Annotated in this window: 14 protein-coding genes and 1 pseudogene; 10 read left to right on the plus strand and 5 right to left on the minus strand. The window is 72.1% G+C overall.

Annotation, left to right across the window (positions count from 1 at the left end; genetic code table 11):
- Position 1: 1 nt before the first annotated feature.
- On the plus strand, positions 2–2,542 hold the full coding sequence (locus tag ACFXI4_RS42915) for a DUF4118 domain-containing protein (protein ID WP_385002669.1): 2,541 nt from the start codon (positions 2–4) through the stop codon (positions 2,540–2,542).
- Between the two features lie 4 nt (positions 2,543–2,546).
- Here ACFXI4_RS42915 and ACFXI4_RS42920 read toward each other — a convergent pair whose 3' ends face one another.
- On the minus strand, positions 2,547–3,086 hold the full coding sequence (locus ACFXI4_RS42920) for a universal stress protein (protein WP_385002673.1): 540 nt from the start codon (positions 3,084–3,086) through the stop codon (positions 2,547–2,549).
- Between the two features lie 300 nt (positions 3,087–3,386).
- Here ACFXI4_RS42920 and ACFXI4_RS42925 point away from each other — a divergent pair, with 300 nt between their 5' ends.
- The 6 genes and pseudogenes from ACFXI4_RS42925 (at position 3,387) to ACFXI4_RS42950 (ending at position 10,307) form a co-directional block, all read left to right on the plus strand.
- Positions 3,387–3,734, plus strand: coding sequence for an SAV_915 family protein (locus ACFXI4_RS42925; RefSeq protein ID WP_385002676.1), 348 nt, complete (start codon positions 3,387–3,389; stop codon positions 3,732–3,734).
- Positions 3,735–3,757: 23 nt separating this feature from the next.
- Positions 3,758–5,092 (plus strand): diaminopimelate decarboxylase, encoded by a 1,335-nt coding sequence (gene lysA / locus ACFXI4_RS42930; RefSeq protein WP_385002679.1) that lies wholly within the window; start codon positions 3,758–3,760, stop codon positions 5,090–5,092.
- Positions 5,093–5,215: 123 nt separating this feature from the next.
- The gene (gene kdpF / locus ACFXI4_RS42935) at positions 5,216–5,305 is read left to right on the plus strand and encodes a K(+)-transporting ATPase subunit F (RefSeq protein ID WP_360493140.1); all 90 of its coding nucleotides are present in this window, start codon (positions 5,216–5,218) and stop codon (positions 5,303–5,305) included.
- Positions 5,305–6,763, plus strand: a pseudogene (locus tag ACFXI4_RS42940) (potassium-transporting ATPase subunit B); the annotation flags it as partial. The gene kdpF and the pseudogene ACFXI4_RS42940, both read left to right, overlap by 1 nt.
- A 112-nt stretch (positions 6,764–6,875) precedes the next feature.
- Positions 6,876–8,693 (plus strand): APC family permease, encoded by a 1,818-nt coding sequence (locus tag ACFXI4_RS42945; protein ID WP_385002683.1) that lies wholly within the window; start codon positions 6,876–6,878, stop codon positions 8,691–8,693.
- Positions 8,694–8,792: 99 nt separating this feature from the next.
- Positions 8,793–10,307: a glycoside hydrolase family 43 protein gene (locus ACFXI4_RS42950; protein WP_362723771.1), complete on the plus strand. Its 1,515-nt coding sequence runs from the start codon at positions 8,793–8,795 to the stop codon at positions 10,305–10,307.
- A gap of 176 nt (positions 10,308–10,483) precedes the next feature.
- Here ACFXI4_RS42950 and ACFXI4_RS42955 read toward each other — a convergent pair whose 3' ends face one another.
- Together ACFXI4_RS42955 and ACFXI4_RS42960 are read right to left on the minus strand one after the other, a co-directional pair.
- Positions 10,484–10,690, minus strand: a complete 207-nt coding sequence (locus tag ACFXI4_RS42955) for a DUF5999 family protein (RefSeq protein WP_385002705.1) — start codon at positions 10,688–10,690, stop codon at positions 10,484–10,486.
- A gap of 350 nt (positions 10,691–11,040) precedes the next feature.
- Complete coding sequence (locus ACFXI4_RS42960) at positions 11,041–11,625, minus strand: hypothetical protein (RefSeq protein WP_385002687.1); 585 nt, start codon at positions 11,623–11,625, stop codon at positions 11,041–11,043.
- Positions 11,626–12,181: 556 nt separating this feature from the next.
- Between ACFXI4_RS42960 and ACFXI4_RS42965 the strand changes: the two genes are divergently transcribed.
- Both ACFXI4_RS42965 and ACFXI4_RS42970 read left to right on the plus strand, forming a co-directional pair.
- On the plus strand, positions 12,182–13,702 hold the full coding sequence (locus ACFXI4_RS42965; protein ID WP_385002690.1) for a glutamate--cysteine ligase: 1,521 nt from the start codon (positions 12,182–12,184) through the stop codon (positions 13,700–13,702).
- A 162-nt stretch (positions 13,703–13,864) separates the two neighbouring features.
- A complete protein-coding gene (locus ACFXI4_RS42970) occupies positions 13,865–14,605 on the plus strand; it encodes a type II CAAX endopeptidase family protein (protein WP_362727890.1) in 741 nt (246 codons plus the stop codon).
- On the opposite strand, the gene ACFXI4_RS42975 is transcribed toward ACFXI4_RS42970, so the two are convergent.
- Both ACFXI4_RS42975 and argG read right to left on the minus strand, forming a co-directional pair.
- Positions 14,595–15,407: a PhzF family phenazine biosynthesis protein gene (locus tag ACFXI4_RS42975; protein ID WP_385002693.1), complete on the minus strand. Its 813-nt coding sequence runs from the start codon at positions 15,405–15,407 to the stop codon at positions 14,595–14,597. The genes ACFXI4_RS42970 and ACFXI4_RS42975 overlap by 11 nt on opposite strands.
- Positions 15,408–15,659: 252 nt before the next feature.
- Positions 15,660–17,108 carry an argininosuccinate synthase gene (gene argG, locus ACFXI4_RS42980; RefSeq protein ID WP_385002696.1) on the minus strand — a complete coding sequence of 483 codons (1,449 nt, stop codon included), beginning with the start codon at positions 17,106–17,108 and terminating at the stop codon, positions 15,660–15,662.
- 181 nt (positions 17,109–17,289) lie between these two features.
- Between argG and ACFXI4_RS42985 the strand changes: the two genes are divergently transcribed.
- Positions 17,290–17,886 carry a PadR family transcriptional regulator gene (locus tag ACFXI4_RS42985; protein WP_385002699.1) on the plus strand — a complete coding sequence of 199 codons (597 nt, stop codon included), beginning with the start codon at positions 17,290–17,292 and terminating at the stop codon, positions 17,884–17,886.
- Positions 17,887–18,017: the final 131 nt, after the last annotated feature.

The following is an 18,017-nucleotide window of genomic DNA, read 5'->3' on the forward strand; positions in this document are numbered from 1 at the left end:
CATGGCACGCGGCAGGCTTCGGATCTACCTCGGTGCGGCTCCCGGCGTGGGCAAGACCTACGCCATGCTCTCCGAGGCCCACCGCAGGACCGAACGGGGCACCGACTGCGTCGTCGCGTTCGTCGAGCACCACGACCGGCCGCGCACCGAGGTGATGCTGCACGGCCTGGAGGAGGTCCCGCGCCGGGAACTCGACTACCGGGGCGCGGTGTTCACGGAGATGGACGTCGACGCCGTACTCGCGCGCCGCCCCCAGGTCGCCCTCGTGGACGAGCTGCCGCACACCAACATCCCCGGCTCCCGCAACGCCAAGCGCTGGCAGGACGTCGAGGAGCTGCTGGCCGCCGGGATCGACGTCGTCTCCACCGTCAACATCCAGCACCTGGAGTCCCTCGGTGACGTCGTCGAGTCCATCACGGGGGTACGGCAGCAGGAGACCGTGCCCGACGAGATGGTGCGGCGCGCGGACCAGATCGAGCTGGTCGACATGTCACCGCAGGCGCTGCGCCGGCGCATGGCGCACGGCAACATCTACCAGTCCGACAAGGTCGACGCGGCCCTCTCGAACTACTTCCGGCCGGGAAACCTCACCGCACTGCGCGAACTCGCCCTGCTGTGGGTGGCCGACCGGGTCGACGAGTACCTGAACGAGTACCGCAGCGAGCACCAGGTCTCGAAGATCTGGGGTTCGCGGGAGCGGATCGTGGTCGGGCTGACCGGCGGACCCGAGGGGCGCACGCTGATCCGGCGGGCCGCGCGGCTGGCCGAGAAGGGCGCGGGCGGCGAGGTGCTGGCCGTCTACGTGTCGCGCAGCGACGGCCTGACCTCCGCCTCCCCGAAGGAGCTCGCCGTCCAGCGCACCCTGGTGGAGGACCTCGGCGGCACCTTCCACCATGTCGTCGGCGAGGACGTCTCGGTCGCCCTGCTCGACTTCGCGCGCGGGGTGAACGCCACCCAGATCGTGCTGGGTGTCTCCCGGCGCAGGAGCTGGCAGTACGTGCTGGGGCCGGGCGTCGGAGCCACGGTCGCCCGGGAGTCGGGACCCGATCTCGACGTCCACCTCATCACCCACGACGAGGTCGGCAAGGGGCGTCTCCCGCTGGGGCGTTCGGCGCGGCTCGGCCGGTCCCGGATCATCTGGGGCTGGGGGGCCGGCGTGCTCGGGCCGGTCCTGCTGACCTGGCTGCTGACCAGTGCCGCACCGGAGGTGGGCCTGGCCAACGACATGCTGCTCTACCTCACCCTGACGGTCGCCGCGGCCCTGCTCGGCGGACTGCTCCCGGCGCTCACCTCGGCGGTGGTCGGCTCCCTGCTGCTCAACTGGTTCTTCACCCCTCCCGTCCACACGCTCACCATCGCGGACCCCAAGAACATCGTCGCCATAGCGATCTTCGTCGGGGTCGCCCTGTCGGTGGCGTCGGTGGTGGACCTGGCGGCCCGGCGCACCCAGCAGGCGACCCGGCTGCGCGCCGAGTCGGAGATCCTCTCCTTCCTCGCCGGCAGCGTGCTGCGGGGGGAGACCAGCCTGGAGGCGCTCCTGGAGCGGGTCCGTGAGACCTTCGGGATGGAGTCGGTCGCGCTGCTGGAGCGGACGGACGACGTGACGCCGTGGTCCTGCGCGGGCAGCGCCGGTCCGCAGCCGTGCCGGACGCCGGAGAACGCGGACGTCGACATGCCGGTCGGCGATCACATGACGCTCGCCCTGTCCGGGCGGGTACTGCCGGCCTCCGACCGCCGCGTGCTGGCCGCGTTCGCCGCCCAGGCGGCCGTCGTACTCGACCGGCAGCGACTCCGGCAGGAGGCCGACCGGGCCAAGGAGCTGGCGGAGGGCAACCGCATCCGTACCGCGCTGCTGGCCGCCGTCAGTCATGATCTGCGCACTCCGCTGGCCGGCATCAAGGCCGCGGTGTCGTCGCTGCGCTCGGACGACGTGGAGTGGTCCGAGCACGACCGGGCGGAGCTGCTGGAGGCGATAGAGGCGGGCGCCGACCGGCTCGACCTCCTGGTGGGCAACCTGCTCGACATGTCCCGCCTGCAGACCGGCACCGTCACGCCGATCGTGCGCGAGGCCGATCTGGACGAGGTGGTGCCGATGGCACTCGGCGGGGTCCCCGAGGACAGCGTCAGGCTGGACATCCCCGAGACGCTCCCCATGGTCCACGTCGACAAGGGACTGCTGGAGCGGGTCGTCGCCAACGTGGTGGAGAACGCGGTCAAGTACAGCTCGGCGGAGACCCCCGTACTGGTGAAGGCCAGTTCCATGGCCGACCGGGTGGAGGTGCGGGTGGTGGATCGCGGACCCGGCGTCCCGGACGAGGCCAAGGAGCGCATCTTCGAGCCGTTCCAGCGGTACGGCGACGCACCGCGCGGTGCCGGTGTGGGCCTCGGCCTGGCCGTGGCCCGGGGGTTCACCGAGGCGATGGGCGGCACACTCACGGCCGAGGACACGCCGGGCGGGGGGCTCACGATGGTGCTGAGCCTGCCGCCCGCGCCCGGGCGCGGGCGAGAGCGGCCCGATCTCCCGACCGCGGTGACGTCGTAACGGCTCAGGACGACAACTGCCGTGGGTCCATCGGCAGATGCCAGGCGTTGCGGCGGTGCGCGGCCGCCAGCGCCTCCTCCAGCGGGGACGGCGGTATCGCGAGGACCGGGCAGTGCGCGTGGGTCAGGCAGTAGCGGGTGACGCGCCCCGAGAAGGCCCGGTGCCAGCCGCGCCGGCCCGCGCCCACGACCAGGATGTCGTCGTCCCGGTCGGCCGTCTCCACCAGGGCCAGGCCGGCGGTGGCGCGGACGACGAGGCCGTGCAGCGGGACGCCGGCCGGCGCCGCCTCACCGAAGACCTCGCCGAGCACGACCAGCAGCCGTTCCCGGGCCAGTCGCTGCCACTCCTCGACCAGAGCCGGCGGGGTCGGGGAGCGGCGGGCCGCGAGTTCGCCGCCCGGCGGCTCCCAGGCCAGCACCGGCCACAGCTCGGCGTCCCGCCGCCGGGCCTCCGCCGCGGCCCGGCGCAGAGCCGTGACGCTGCCCAGCGAACCGCTCACACCGACGACGACCCGACCTGGCGCGCAGGTGTCGTAACCGGACATGTATTCACCGTACTTCCGCAGCGGACCCCGGGCGTGTCCCGGGGACGGACCGGCTCCATGACACTCCCCGGAGCGCGGCGCGGGCCAGTGCCTCAGCCGCTTCCTGTCGCACCTCTGACGCCCGCGACCAGCGTCGACGGCCCCTCCGTCAGCATCCCGTCAACGTCGCCGCGATCACCGTCAGCGTCCCGTCATGAGGCATCGGGGGACCGCTGGGGACAGGCATAGCTTCTTGGGAGAGCCCCGGTCAGCCTCCCCGCGTCCGGGGCACCAGCTTCTACCTGTACCAGGAGGCATCCCATGGCAGAGCTCATGTGCGGTGACGATCCGGAACCTTCCGATCGCTTCCCGGCCGGACCACTGTTCGTACCCGTCCGGCCGGGTCCCGCGGGATGTGCGGCCCGCCTGTTCCGCACCGCCCTGGGCGAGCGCACCGCCGTCGGTTTCACCTCGGCCCGCCGGCTCGCCGCCACGCTCGGCCCCGACCAGGCCTGGATCCGGCTCGCCGAACCCGCGCTGCGTGCCCTGACCGCACCACTCGGCGTCACCACCGTCACGGTCGATCCCCAGCTGTCCGCACCGGCGCCGATCCCGGTTGCGCCGCTCGCGCCGGCCGCCGTGTCCCTGCGGATCGCCCGAACCGCCTGAACCGTCTGAGAGGGGGGCGGTCGATGACCACCCTGCACGAACCCGTCCTGACCACCACGCCCGCCGATCTGTCGGTGTGGCCCGCCTCCACCACCGAGCCCCGGCCCGGCGACCTGGCCGTGGGAGGTGTCCCGCTCGCCGAGGTCGCCGACCGGTTCGGCACGCCCGTCTACGTCCTGGACGAGGACGAGGTCCGCGAGCGCTGCCGCACCTACCGGCACGCCTTCCCGGACGCCGAAGTCCTCTACGCGGCCAAGGCGTTCCTGTGCCGGGCCATGGTCCACTGGACCGAGGAGGAGGGCCTGGGACTGGACGTCTGCTCGGCCGGCGAGCTCGAACTCGCGGTCACCACCGGGTTCCCGCCGGAGCGGATCGTGCTGCACGGCAACGCCAAGTCCCCGCGCGACCTGGAGACCGCGCTGCGGCTGGGCGTGGGACGGATCGTGATCGACAGCCCCTCGGAGATCGCCCGGCTGGCGGCCGCCGTCGGACCCGACGGGCACCAGAAGGTGATGGTCCGGGTGGTGCCCGGCATCAGTGCGGGCGGCCACGAGAAGATCCGTACCGGCACCGACGACCAGAAGTTCGGCCTGTCCATCGCCGACGGCTACGCGCAGCACGCCATCGCCCGGATACTGGACCAGCCGCAGCTCGAACTCACCGGCCTCCACTGCCACCTGGGCTCCCAGATCACCAGCGTCAAGCCCTACCTGGCCGCGGTGCGCCGGGTCGTCGGGCTCATGGCCCGGCTGCACGAACAGCACGGCCTGGTGCTGCCCGAGCTGGACCTCGGCGGCGGCCACGGCATCGCCTACCGGCCCGGCGAGGAGGCCCTCGACCTGACCGCCCTGGCCCGCAAGGTGGGCGCCGAGCTGACGGAGGCGTGCGCGGCGGCCGGGCTGCCGGTGCCCCGCCTGATCATCGAGCCGGGCCGGGCCATCGTGGGTCCGGCCGGGATCGCCGTGTACCGGGTCCTCGCCGTCAAGAGGACCGGCGCGAGCACCTTCGTCGCCGTCGACGGCGGGATGAGCGACAACCCGCGGCCCGCACTGTACGGCGTCCGGTACGCGCCCCGGCTCGTCGGCCGTGCGAGCACCGCGCCGACGGCCCCGGTGACGGTCGTGGGGCGGCACTGCGAGGCGGGGGACATCCTGGCCGCCGACGTCGAGCTCCCCTCCGACCTGCGCCCCGGTGACCTGCTCGCGGTCCCGGTGGCCGGCGCCTACCACCTCTCGATGGCCTCCGGTTACAACCTGGTGGGCCGTCCGCCGGTCACCGCCGTCCGGGACGGCCACGCCCGCCTGCTGGTGCGCCGCGAGTCCCTGGAGGACATCCGCCGCCGGGACGTCGGTCTGTAGTCCCGCCCGTCCCCGATACCCACCTCCGGGCGAGCGACGGCCCGGCCTCGCCCGGAGGTGTCTCCCACCGCACCACTCCACCCGCGTTCCCGTCCCACGCCCGCTTTTGAAGAAGAGGTCCCCGTGACGATCGAGAACATCGTCGGGCTGATCGTCGCGGTCGGCCTGCTGGCCTACCTCGTGGTGGCCCTGATCAAGCCGGAGCGCTTCTGATGACCGCACCCGCACCCGTGCGTGAGGAACCCGCCGGCACGGTAGGGCCGCCCGACGCGGAGAGCGGCCGTCGGATCGGTGCCGGACTGCTCGGCCCCCGGCAGCTGTGGGCGGGCTCTCCCGGCCGCGCTGCGCAAGCTCGACCCGGTGACTCCGGCCCGCAATCCGGTCATGTTCGTCACCGAGATCGGCGCGGCCCTGACCACGGGGCTCGCCATCGCGCACCCGTCCGGGTTCGGCTGGCTGATCACCGTCTGGCTCTGGCTGACCGTCGTCTTCGCGAACCTGGCCGAGGCGGTCGCCGAGAGCCCGGGCCGCGCCCAGGCCGACACCCTGAGGTTGATGCGCCGCCAGGCCGTCGCCCGCCGGCTCACCGGGCCGGCCGACGGTCCGTACGCGGAAGAGAGCGCCGGCGCCGGGGAGTTGCGGCGCGGTGACCTCGTGGTCGTCGAGGCGGGGGAGCTGGTGCCCGGTGACGGCGATGCCGTCGAGGGCGTGGCCAGCATCGACGAGTCCGCGATCACCGGCCAGTCCGCGCCGGTCATCCGCGAGTCGGGGGGCGACCGCTGCGCCGTCACCGGCGGCACCCGAGTGCTGTCCGACCGGATCGTCGTCCGGATCACCCAGGAGCCCGGCCAGTCCTTCCTGGACCGGATGATCTCTCTGGTCGAGGGCGCCAACCGGCAGAAGACCCCTAACGAACTCGCCCTCAACCTGCTGCTCGTGATGATGACCTTCGTCTTCCTGGTCGCGGTGGTCACCCTGCAGCCGATGGCCGTCTTCTCCAAGGAGTTCCTGCCGGCCGCGCCCGACACCCAGGCGCTCACCGCCGACGGTGTCACCGGCATCTTCCTGGTCTCCCTGCTGGTCTGCCTGATCCCGACCACGATCGGCGGACTGCTCTCCGCGATCGGCATCGCCGGCATGGACCGGCTGGTGCAGCGCGACGTGCTCGCGATGTCGGGCCGCGCGGTCGAGGCGGCGGGCGACGTCAACACGCTGCTGCTCGACAAGACAGGCACCGTCACCTTCGGCAGCCGGCGGGCGAGCGCCCTGCTGCCGGTCGGTTCCGTCATGGGACGTCACCTCGCCGAGGCCGCGATGCCGTCGAGCCTGGCCGACCGGACTCCCGAGGGCCGCTCGATCGCCGAGTACGTGCAGGGACAGTTCGGTCCCGCCGCCGCGGAACCCGAGGGCGCCGAGTGGGTCGCCTTCTCGGCCGTGACCCGGATGTCCGGCGTCGACCTGCCGTCCGGCCGACGGCTGCGCAAGGGCGCGGCCGCAGCGGTCGCCGACTGGGTCACCGAGAACGCAGGCACGGTACCGGTCGCCCCGGAGGCCTGCGTCGAGCAGGTCTCGGCCTCCGGCGGCACCCCGCTAGCCGTGGCCGAGACCTCGGGCGACGGGCCGGCCAGGGTGCTCGGCGTCGTCCACCTCAAGGACGTCGTCAAGCCCGGCCCTCCCTGACTCGCTCACGCCGGCCGGCCCGTCCGGGTATGTCCCACGGGCGGGCACCCACGGCGCGGAGGACACTGTTGCCGACCGTCCCACCGGCCGTGATGGGGTCCCGATGGCGTATGGCCTGGCACGACGTGAACTGAGACCGAGGGTGCCGCTGCGCCCGGGCGAGGGCGACAGACACGGTCTGACCAGTCTGCAGGGGCTGGCCGCGCTCTCCCTGGACGCGCTCAGTTCGGTGGCGTACGGGCCCGAGGCGATCGTGCTGGCCCTGGTGGTCGCCGGTACCGGGGCGCTCACCGCGACCCTGCCCATCACCCTCGCGATCGCCTTCCTGCTCGCCGTGCTCGTCGTCTCCTACGGCCAGGTCATCGCCGTTCACCCGGACGGGGGCGGCGCCTACGCCGTCGCCAAGGCGGATCTCGGCGGCACCGCGAGCCTGCTCGCCGCCGCCAGCCTGGTCGTCGACTACGTCCTCACCGTCGCCGTCAGCCTCGCCGCCGGCGCCGACGCGCTCGCTTCGGCCTTCCCGTCCCTGGGGCGGGACAAGCTGCTCGTCTGCCTGATCGGCCTGGCTCTGCTGACGGCCGTGAACCTGCGGGGCATCGCCGAGAGCGCCCGGGTGCTGATGCTGCCGACCCTGCTGTTCGTCGTCGCGGTCCTCGGCGTGATCCTGCTCGGTCTGCTGCGCTCGCACCCGGCGGCCGTGGTCGGCACCGATCAGCCCGTGCACGCGACCGAGGCGCTGGGCGCGCTGGTGATCCTCAAGGCGTTCTCGTCCGGGTGCTCGGCCCTGACCGGTGTGGAGGCCATCGCCAACGCCGTACCGACCTTCCGGCCCCCCAGCGTCAGGCGTGCCCAGCGCACCGAACTGATGCTGGGTGCGCTGCTCGGGATCATGCTCATCGGCCTGGCGATCCTCATCCACCGCGACCATGTGGCCCCCCGCGGCGGGGTGACCGTCCTCGCCCAGCTCACCGCGGGCGCCTACGGCACCGGCTGGCCCTACTACGTCACCAACCTCGTCGTCACCCTCGTCCTGGGCCTGGCCGCCAACACCAGCTTCGGCGGCCTGCCGGTGCTGATGAGCCTGCTCGCCCGCGACCACCGGCTGCCGCACCTCTTCGGTCTGCGCGCCGAACGCCCGGTCTACCGCTACGGCGTGGTGGTCCTCGCGCTGCTGGCCGCGCTGCTGCTGGTCGCCACCGATGCCGACACCCACCGGCTGCTGCCGCTCTTCGCCATCGGCGTCTTCATCGGCTTCACCCTCAGCCAGGTCGGCCTGGTCCGGCACTGGACGACCTCGCGTCCGCCGGGCTGGAAGCGCCGGGCGCTCATCAACGGCACCGGCGCCCTGCTCACCACCCTGGCCGGGGTCATCCTGCTGCTCACCAAGTTCCTCGGCGGCGCCTGGGTGGTGGTGCTCGCCGTACCGCTGCTGATGCTGCTGTTCGCCCGTATCCAGCGCTACTACACCGCCGTGGGCCGGGAGCTGGGCCTCGGGCGCATACCGCAGCCTCCGTCCCGGCACACCGGCAGCCTGGTGATCGTGCCGATCGGCGAGGTCAGCAAACTAGCCCGGCACGCCCTCGGCGCCGCCCTCGCCCTCGGCGACGAGGTGGTCGCGGTCGCGGTGCACGCCGACCCGGTCCGGTCCCGTGCGCTGGAGGAGGCATGGGACCGGTGGAACCCCGGAGTGCGCCTCGACATCGTCAACAGCCCGCACCGCTCGCTGGTGCAGCCGATCGTCGACTACGTACGCAGGGCGGCGGAGGGCGGCCGCCAGGTCGCCGTCCTGATCCCCGAGGTGGAGCCGCTCCACCGCCGCTACGAGATCCTCCAGAACCAGCGCGGCCTGCTCCTCGCCACCGTCCTGCGGGCCCGCACCGACGTCGTGGTCTGCCTGCTCCCGTACCGTCTGAAGCTGTAGTACGCCCGCCTTGTCGGGCCTCGGACAGGGCCCTACAGTGCGCCTCGTCATGTTCGCCGGCATCGCCGAAACTTTCGGCGACGGTGGGAGAGGGCACGCATGCGGACGTACGCCAACCCGGTCATCCCCGGATTCCATCCCGACCCGAGCGTGTGCCGGGTGGGGGAGGACTACTACCTGGTGTGTTCCAGCTTCGAGTACTTTCCCGGCGTCCCGCTCCTGCACAGCCGGGACCTGGTGCACTGGCGGCAGCTCGGGAACGTGCTGGACCGGCCTGGCCAGTTGACGCTGCCGGATGAGACGCCGGCCTCGGGCGGGGTGTACGCCCCGACGATCCGGCACCACGACGGGCTCTTCCACGTGGTCACGACCAACGTCAGCGCGGGGGGCACCTTCCTGGTCACCGCCGAGCGGCCCGAGGGGCCCTGGTCCGACCCGGTGTGGATCGACGTCCCCGGCATCGACCCCGACCTCGCCTGGGACGAGAACGGCGACTGCTGGTGCGCGGTCGCGGGGGTGGCGGTGGCCCGGATCGACACCCGGACCGGGAAGGTGCTGGAGGGGCCGCTGCCGATGTGGTCCGGGACCGGGCTGCGCGACCCCGAGGCGCCGCACCTGTACCGGGTCGGGGAGTGGTGGTACCTGCTGGTCGCCGAGGGCGGCACCGCGCTCGGGCACGGGGTGTCCGTGGCCCGCGCCCGCTCACCGCGCGGGCCCTGGGAGCCTGCGCCGGGCAATCCGCTGGTCTCCCACCGGGGCACCCGGGAGCCGGTCCAGTGCACCGGCCACGCCGACCTGGTACGGGCCGCCGACGGCAGCTGGTGGGCGGTGCTGCTGGGCACCCGGCCGCGCGGCTGGTTCCCGGAGTTCCACGTCCTCGGCCGGGAGACCTTCCTGGCTCCGGTGGAGTGGGCGGACGGCTGGCCGCGGATGGGGCCGGTGCGCGAGCGGGAGCAGGCTCCGGCGGTCTGGCACCCGGTCGAACGGCCGCCCGTGCGCGACGAGTTCACGGACGCGGTCCTCGCACCGCAGTGGATCTCCCCGCGCAGCCGGCCGGCCGGCTCCTGGTCGCTGTCCGAGCGGCCGGGGTGGCTGACGCTCACGGCCACCGGGAACAGCCTCGACCGGCCCGGGCACACCTTCGTCGGCCGTCGCCAGCAACACCCGGACTGCCGTGCCGCGGCGCTGCTCGACCCGGGCCCGGCGCGCGCGGGTCTCTCCCTCCGTATCGACGAGGCCCACCACTACGACCTGGAGGTGAGCGGGGGAACGGTGAGCGCGGTCGTCAGGATCGGTCCGCTGCGGCAGACGATTTCCGAACACCCCGTTCCCCCGGGCCCGTTGACCCTCGTCGTCGAGACCCGCACCACCCGGGTGCCGCCGCCCGCCGCGACCGTGCCGGGGCACACCGGGGCGGCCGGCGTCCGGTCCGGCGGGCCCGACGCCGTGACCCTTTCGCTGGAAACGTCCGACGGTGTCGTCCGGCTGGCCGAACTCGACGGGCGGTATCTCTCCACCCAGGTGGCGGGCGGGTTCACCGGCCGGGTCGTCGGCATGTACGTCACCGAGGGCCGGGCCGCCTTCGACTGGTTCGAATACGTGCCCATGAGCTGACGCGTGACACCTCGACGCTCCGGAACCGGCCCGCTTCGCGCTGCGCCGAGGACTCGCTACAAAGGGTGACGCCCCCTGGACGCACGTCGGGGCCGGTGCGCACCATGCGTGTGCGTCCGGCCCCTGCTGGTCACCGGGCGGAGCGGCGGAGCCGCCCGGGGGTGGTGCGGTGGTCGTCAGGCGGCGGTCATCACGCTGCCGGCGCCCTGCGGGCGGTGCGGCGCGATGATCTGGCCGTCGGGCAGAAGCTCACCGGTGTCCTCGAAGAGCAGGACGCCGTTGCACAGCAGGCTCCACCCCTGCTCCGGGTGGTGCGCCGTCAGACGGGCGGACTCCCGGTCGGCGGATTCTGCTGTCGGGCACGGTGGCTGGTGCTGGCACATGGGTGGGGTCTCTCGCTCTGTCGTGGTCATCTCGGTCCCCCGTGGTGATGAGTCGGTCGGAAACCAGTGTTGCCCTCCGGGCGGTGTTCCGCAGGGATTTAGCCGCACCGCTTCTCACAGATTGGAGACGCGTCACTCGCGCGGACGGTTCATCCCGACCGGGCTGCCAATTCGGATGGTTCCGCATGGCCGGATGGGGCTAGTCAGGTCGGTGGAGTGGCGTTATCCGGCTCTGGGGAGCGGCTAATTGCTCGTACGAGCGGCTTCTGGTGTCCCACGTATTGACTTGTGGAAATACGACCGTACCCCGTCACTCGTCCGAGGGCGACGGGGTACGGCGGGTGCCGGTCTCAGGCGGGTGTGATCAGCAGGGGTGCCGTGGTGATCCGGTGGGTCAGCACGGGCAGCAGCTCGGCCACCGGGTGCGGCCGGTGGGCCGCGATGCCGGGCGGGGCCGGGGCGAGCGGGACGAGCAGGTCGCTGGCGGCCGGGTGGCCCTCGGCGCCGTCCGCGGTGCAGTCGCCGTGCAGCCACAGGGTGAGCATGTAGAGGCCGGGCAGGGACAACAGGCGCGGCTGGTAGGTCTGTTGCAGGGCCTCGGCCTGCTGCAGGGCCCGCTCGGTGGAGGAGATGTAGGGCCCCTCGAAGAAGTGCGAGAAGGCCCAGCCGTCCGGGGTGAGCTTGGTGTCGGCCGCGGCCACCGCGCGGTCGCCGCAGCGGATCAGGAAGCGCCAGCCGGCCAGCCGGGTGGCGGACATGCCCTCCGGGGTGATGCGGTCCAGGACGTGCAGGGGCAGGGGAAGTTCGGGGGTCGTGGGCCCCTGGGCGGTGCGCAGGGAGGGGGTACGGGCCTCGCGGACCGCGGTGGGGGACCCGAGGGCGGTGAGGACGGAACGCAGGGCAGGCGCGGGGGCAGCAGGGACGTGCAGCGGCATGGTGTCGCCTCTCGTTCGACAGGCGCGGCGGCGCGAGGGCAGGGGCGGACGGCGCTGTCAGCTCACAGGGGGGTCAGAGAGGCGGGGGCCCGGCTCGGTGAAGAGAGGTACCGGCGTTGTCCGCCGCACGTCATTCAAAGGGCAGGAACCAGACCGTGGGCGCCAGCCTTCTGCCTTGTTCGCGGAGTTTATACGACGCCTGTTCAGACGGCGTTTCACCGGGTCGTCCCACAGAAGAGAGGAAGGCGTAATTCGGCCATTGATACGTGCGGAATCCTCCCGATTTCCGGCCCGCCGTGACCGCGCTGACCTCGTAATACGAGGTTCTCGCGGTCGGCCGAATGTCGTCGGCGTTTTTCACGAGGACATCGGGGAACCCGCAGTTGCATGATGCCCCATGCCCCGCGAATGTGCCGCAGGACACATTCCAACAGACTAGCGGCTACCGGTGCCGCGCGCGACGTTATCGATCGCTCCCGCTGGGCATCATCCCACCTGGACCCGGGACCATCGGCGGCCGGAACCCCGGTCCGCCCATTCGAGGAGGGACGCTTCGATGGGGGAGAAGGTCGTGGCGGGCCGGTTCGACCTGTCCGATCGCCAGCGCTACCGCGAAAAGCTCCGTGACTGTCTGGCGGGGCTGGAGCGACTGCTGGTGGAGAAGCGGTTCGACCGCCCCAAGAACCTCATGGGCGTCGAGATCGAATTGAATCTCGCCGGTTCGGACGGCATGCCGAGAATGTTGAACGGACAGGTGCTCGAACGTATCGCGAGCCGTGATTTCCAAACAGAACTCGCCATGTTCAACCTGGAAGTGAACATAGCTCCACACCGGCTCGGCGGCCGGGTATTCGACCGGCTCGACGAGGAACTCCGGACCTCGCTGGCGTACGCCGACCGCAAGGCGCGCGAGGTGGCCGCCGGGATCGTGATGATCGGCATTCTGCCCACCCTGGAGCGGGACGACCTGGTCTCCGCGAACCTCTCCGAGGTCGACCGGTACACGCTGCTCAACGACCAGATCGTGGCCGCCAGGGGCGAGGACTTCGTGCTCGACATCGAGGGCGTCGAGCATCTCAGGTGCACGTCGAAGTCGATCGTCCCGGAGGCCGCCTGCACCTCCGTCCAACTGCACCTCCAGGTCACGCCGGCCCGCTTCGCCGACGTGTGGAACGCGGCGCAGGCGGCGTCCGCCGTGCAGATCGCCGTGGGCGCGAACTCCCCTTTCCTCTTCGGCCACGAACTGTGGCGGGAGTCCCGGCCACCGCTGTTCCTCCAGGCCACGGACACCCGGCCGCCCGAGCTCCAGGCGCAGGGCGTACGGCCGCGCATCTGGTTCGGCGAGCGCTGGATCAGCTCCGCGTACGAGCTCTTCGAGGAGAACCTGCGCTTCTTCCCGCCGCTGCTGCCGCTCTGCGACGAGGAGGACCCGCTGGCCGTGCTGGACGCGGGCGGGGTGCCGAAACTCGCCGAACTCGTCCTGCACAACGGCACGGTGTACCGCTGGAACCGGCCGGTGTACGGCATCGCCGACGGCGTCCCGCACCTGCGCGTCGAGAACCGGGTGCTGCCGGCCGGGCCGACCATCACCGACGTCATCGCCAACGCGGCGTTCTACTACGGCCTCGTGCGCGCCCTGGCCGAGGAGTCGCGGCCGGTGTGGACCCGGCTGCCGTTCGCCGCGGCCGAGGCGAACTTCGACGCGGCGTGCCGGCACGGCATCGACGCGCGGCTGGTGTGGCCGAGGCGCGGCCGGTACGGCGGCGGGACGGCCGAGGTGGACGCGGTCACCCTGGTCCGCGACGAACTGCTGCCGCTGGCGGCGGCCGGGCTGGACGCGTGGGGGGTGGAGGCAGCCGACCGGGACTTCTACCTGGGCGTGATCGAGGAGCGGTGCCGGCGGAGGGTGAACGGTGCGTCCTGGCAGGCGACGACGTTCCACCGGGCGGTGGAACGGGGGCTGCCCAGGGACGAGGCGCTGGCGGCGATGACACGGCGCTACGCGGACCTGATGAATCAGGGGGAGCCGGTGCACACGTGGCCGGTGGGGTTATCGGAGCCGGCGCTGATGCGGTGAGCGCAGGGGGTCGTGCCCTGCCGGTGCGGCGGCGGGGGTCGGCCGCTCCTGTCCGGGGTTGATCGGGCAAGCTGTGACGTCCGATGACCGTTGGAGGCAGGAGTACAGGTGGAGGCGGACCAGGTGGCCGGTGCTTACCCACGGGAGCGGCCCTCGCAGCGCATGTTCAGGGACGAGACACTGCTCGTGCTGGGGCTCTCGCTCGGTGCGAGTGGAGTCTCCGCCCTGATCAGCTTCGTCGGATCGGTCACCGAACCCGGCGGCCTCAAGGACCAGGCGGCGACCCTCAACGCGTCCGCCGCGCCGGGCCGCCCCTGGCTCGATCTGGCCTGGCAGCTGTTCGGCATCGCCAGCGCGCTCGTCCCCGTGCTGCTGGTCGCCCACCTTCTTCTCCGCGAGGGCGCGAGCCTGCGCACGCTCGGCTTCGACCGCACCCGCCCCTGGCCCGACCTCGGACGCGGGGCGGGCGTCGCCGCGGTGATCGGCAGCGCCGGGATCGCCTTCTACCTCGCGGCACGCGGCCTCGGCTTCAACCTCACGGTGGTGCCGGAGGCGCTGCCGGACGTGTGGTGGAAGTACCCCGTGCTGATCCTCTCCGCGATGCAGAACGCGATCCTCGAAGAGGTCATCGTCGTCGGCTATCTGCTGCGCCGCCTCGACCAGTTGGGGTGGAGTGCGGGCACGGCGCTGGTGGCCAGTTCCGTACTGCGCGGGTCGTACCACCTCTACCAGGGGATCGGCGGTTTCGTCGGCAACATGGTGATGGGCGTGGTCTTCGTCTACCTGTACCGGCGGTGGGGCCGGGTCGGCCCCCTGGTGGTGGCGCACTCCCTGCTCGACATCGGCGCGTTCGTCGGTTACGCGCTGCTGGCGGGCAGGGTGGGCTGGCTGCCTACTGCGTGAGCAGTTCCCCGTCGATCACGGTGACGGCCCGTCCGGTGAGCAGGGTGCGGTCGCCGCGCAGCGCGGTGCGGACGAAGCCGGTACGGCGGGAGGCCTGGAGCCCGGTCAGATCGGGCCTGCCGAGCCGGGCCGACCAGTGCGGGGCGAGCGCGGTGTGCGCGCTGCCGGTCACCGGGTCCTCGTCGATGCCGACGTTGGGGAAGAAGCAGCGGGAGAGGAAGTCGTAGCCCCTCGCCGGGTCCTCGGCACGTGCGGTGGCGATGATCCCGCGCGTGGAGTAGGCGCCGAGGGCCCTGAGGTCGGGGGAGAGGCCGAGCACCGTCCTCTCGTCGGCGAGTTCGACGAGCAGGTCACCGACGTCCGGTCCGGTGTCGAAGGCGGCGACGGGTTCCGCACCGAGCGCGTCGGCGACGCCCGCCGGAGTGTCGACCCGGGTGAGCGGGGCGGTGGGGAAGTCGAGGGTGATCGCCCCCTCCGCGGTGGGCGTCGCGATCAGCACCCCGCTGCGGGTGGCGAACCGCACGGGGCCGGTGTGTGCTCCGGTGGTGTGCAGCACATGGGCCGTGGCCAGCGTGGCGTGTCCGCACATCGCCACCTCGGTGACCGGCGTGAACCACCGCAACGCCCAGTCGCCGTCGGCGTCTTCGGACAGGGGGTGCGCGAACGCGGTCTCGGCGTGGTTGACCTCCATGGCCACGTTCCGCATCCACGGGTCATCGGGAAAGGCGTCGAGCAGCACGACACCGGCGGGATTGCCGGCGAACGGCCGCTCGGCGAAGGCATCGACGATTCGAATCCGCATGCCCCGGACGGTAGGGCTTTCGCACCACTCCTCTCCAAGGCCAATCGCCATCCCCTGGCCCGATTTCCCCCACCCGGCGGCCCCGGCCCACCGCTCCTGCGTCCCGACAGGGGCGCGGGGAACCGCGCGAGCGACCACGACGGTGCCGCACTCGCCGTCGGACCGTCGGTCTCCGCCGCGTGCCGATCGGCCCTACCCCCGGCACGGGAAAGGGCCGACCCGGTGCCGGGCCGGCCCTTCTGAGCGGCACGCTCAGTCCGTGCCCAGTTCCATCGCCGCCCGGTCCAGCAGCTCGTCGGCGTCCGGCGCGGCCTCCCCGCGGGACGCGATCGCCTCGGCGCCGCCCTCCGGCATGTTGCCGATCAGGCCTGTCGCCGCGGCCTGCGCCGCACCGATCGCCGGGTTGGCCGACCCGATCAGGCCGAGGCCCGCGTACTGCTCCAGCTTCGCGCGGGAGTCGGCGATGTCGAGGTTGCGCATGGTGAGCTGACCGATCCGGTCCACCGGGCCGAACGCGGCGTCCTCGGTGCGCTCCATCGACAGCTTGTCGGGGTGGTAGCTGAACGCCGGCCCCGTGGTGTCGAGGATCGAGTAGTCCTCGCCGCGCCGCAGTCGCAGCGTCACCTCGCCGGTGACGGCCGCGCCGACCCACCGCTGCAGCGACTCGCGGATCATCAGCGCCTGCGGGTCCAGCCACCGGCCCTCGTACATGAGGCGACCGAGGCGCCGGCCCTCGTTGTGGTACTGGGCGACCGTGTCCTCGTTGTGGATCGCGTTCACCAGCCGCTCGTAGGCGGCGTGCAGCAGGGCCATGCCCGGCGCCTCGTAGATCCCGCGGCTCTTGGCCTCGATGATCCGGTTCTCGATCTGGTCGGACATGCCGAGGCCGTGCCGGCCGCCGATCGCGTTGGCCTCCATGACCAGTTCGACGGCGGTTGCGAACTCCTTGCCGTTGACGGTCACCGGCCGGCCCTGGTCGAAGCCGACGGTCACGTCCTCGGGCAGGATCTCGACCTCGGGGTCCCAGAACCGCACGCCCATGATCGGGTCGACGGTCTCGATGCCGTTGTCCAGGTGCTCCAGGGTCTTCGCCTCGTGCGTGGCGCCCCAGATGTTGGCGTCCGTGGAGTACGCCTTCTCGGTGCTGTCCCGGTACGGCAGCCCGTGCGCGAGCAGCCACTCGGACATCTCCTTGCGGCCGCCGAGCTCGGTGACGAAGTCCGCGTCCAGCCAGGGCTTGTAGATCCGCAGGTGCGGGTTGGCGAGCAGGCCGTAGCGGTAGAACCGCTCGATGTCGTTGCCCTTGAAGGTCGAGCCGTCGCCCCAGATCTGGACGTCGTCCTCCAGCATGGCCCGCACCAGCAGCGTGCCGGTGACGGCACGGCCCAGCGGGGTGGTGTTGAAGTACGCCCGCCCGCCCGAGCGGATGTGGAACGCGCCGCAGGTCAGCGCGGCCAGGCCCTCCTCGACCAGCGCGGCCCGGCAGTCCACCAGGCGCGCGATCTCGGCACCGTAGGTGTGCGCGCGACCGGGCACCGAGGCGATGTCGGGCTCGTCGTACTGGCCGATGTCGGCGGTGTAGGTGCACGGGACGGCGCCCTTGTCGCGCATCCACGCGACCGCGACCGAGGTGTCGAGCCCGCCGGAGAAGGCGATGCCGACGCGCTCGCCGGCGGGAAGGGAGGTGAGGACCTTGGACATAGGAAGAGTATGCATCACAACGCATGGTCATGCAACGCCGTCTTTCGGGGGTGCGTCCAGCCGGGGAGTGTGTCCGGTCAGGGTGTTGGCGAGTGGGGGTTGTCATTCGAAAGCTTCCGATATATCGTTGACGCATCGCGAACGATACGCGACAGATCAACGATGGAATGGAGTGATCGCCATGCGTTCCCACGGACACGAGCGTGGACATGGGCAGCGACAGGGACGCCGTGCGGCGTTCGGCCCCTTCGGGCCGGGTGGCCCCGGGTTCGGTCCCGGTGGGCCCGGTTTCGGGCCGGGGCACTGGGGGCCACGAGGGCGCGGAGGTCCCAGGGGGAGGGCGCGGCGCGGTGATGTGCGGGCCTCGATCCTGGCCCTGCTGAAGGACCGCCCGATGCACGGTTACGAGATGATCCAGGAGATCGCCGAGCGCAGCGGCGGTGCGTGGAAACCCAGCCCCGGCTCGGTCTACCCCACCCTCCAGCTGCTGGAGGACGAGGGCCTGATCGTCAGCGAGAGCGAGGGCGGCAAGAAGCTGTTCTCCCTCACCGGCAGCGGCCGCACGGCCGCCGACGAAGGTCCGGACGCCCCCTGGGAAGAGGCTTCCCGCGGGGTCGACTTCGAGGCCCTCGGCGAGATCCGGCAGGCCGGTTTCGGTCTGATGGAGGCCTTCGGGCAGGTCTGGAAGACCGGCACCAAGGAACAGCGTGAGAAGGCGCTGGCCGTCATCAACGAGACCCGCAAGAAGCTGTACCTCATCCTCGCCGACGAGGACTGACCCTCGTGGTCACGGCGGACGGGGGGGCGCCCCGGGCGGACCGCGGGGGGGCCCCCGCCCCCCGGGGTGCCCCCGCCCCGGCCGGTCTCGGGGGAGTTCACCGCACGGGTGTGAAGTCCCGTGCGCCTATG

This window comes from Streptomyces sp. NPDC059224 (assembly GCF_042754285.1).
Taxonomy (GTDB): domain Bacteria; phylum Actinomycetota; class Actinomycetes; order Streptomycetales; family Streptomycetaceae; genus Streptomyces.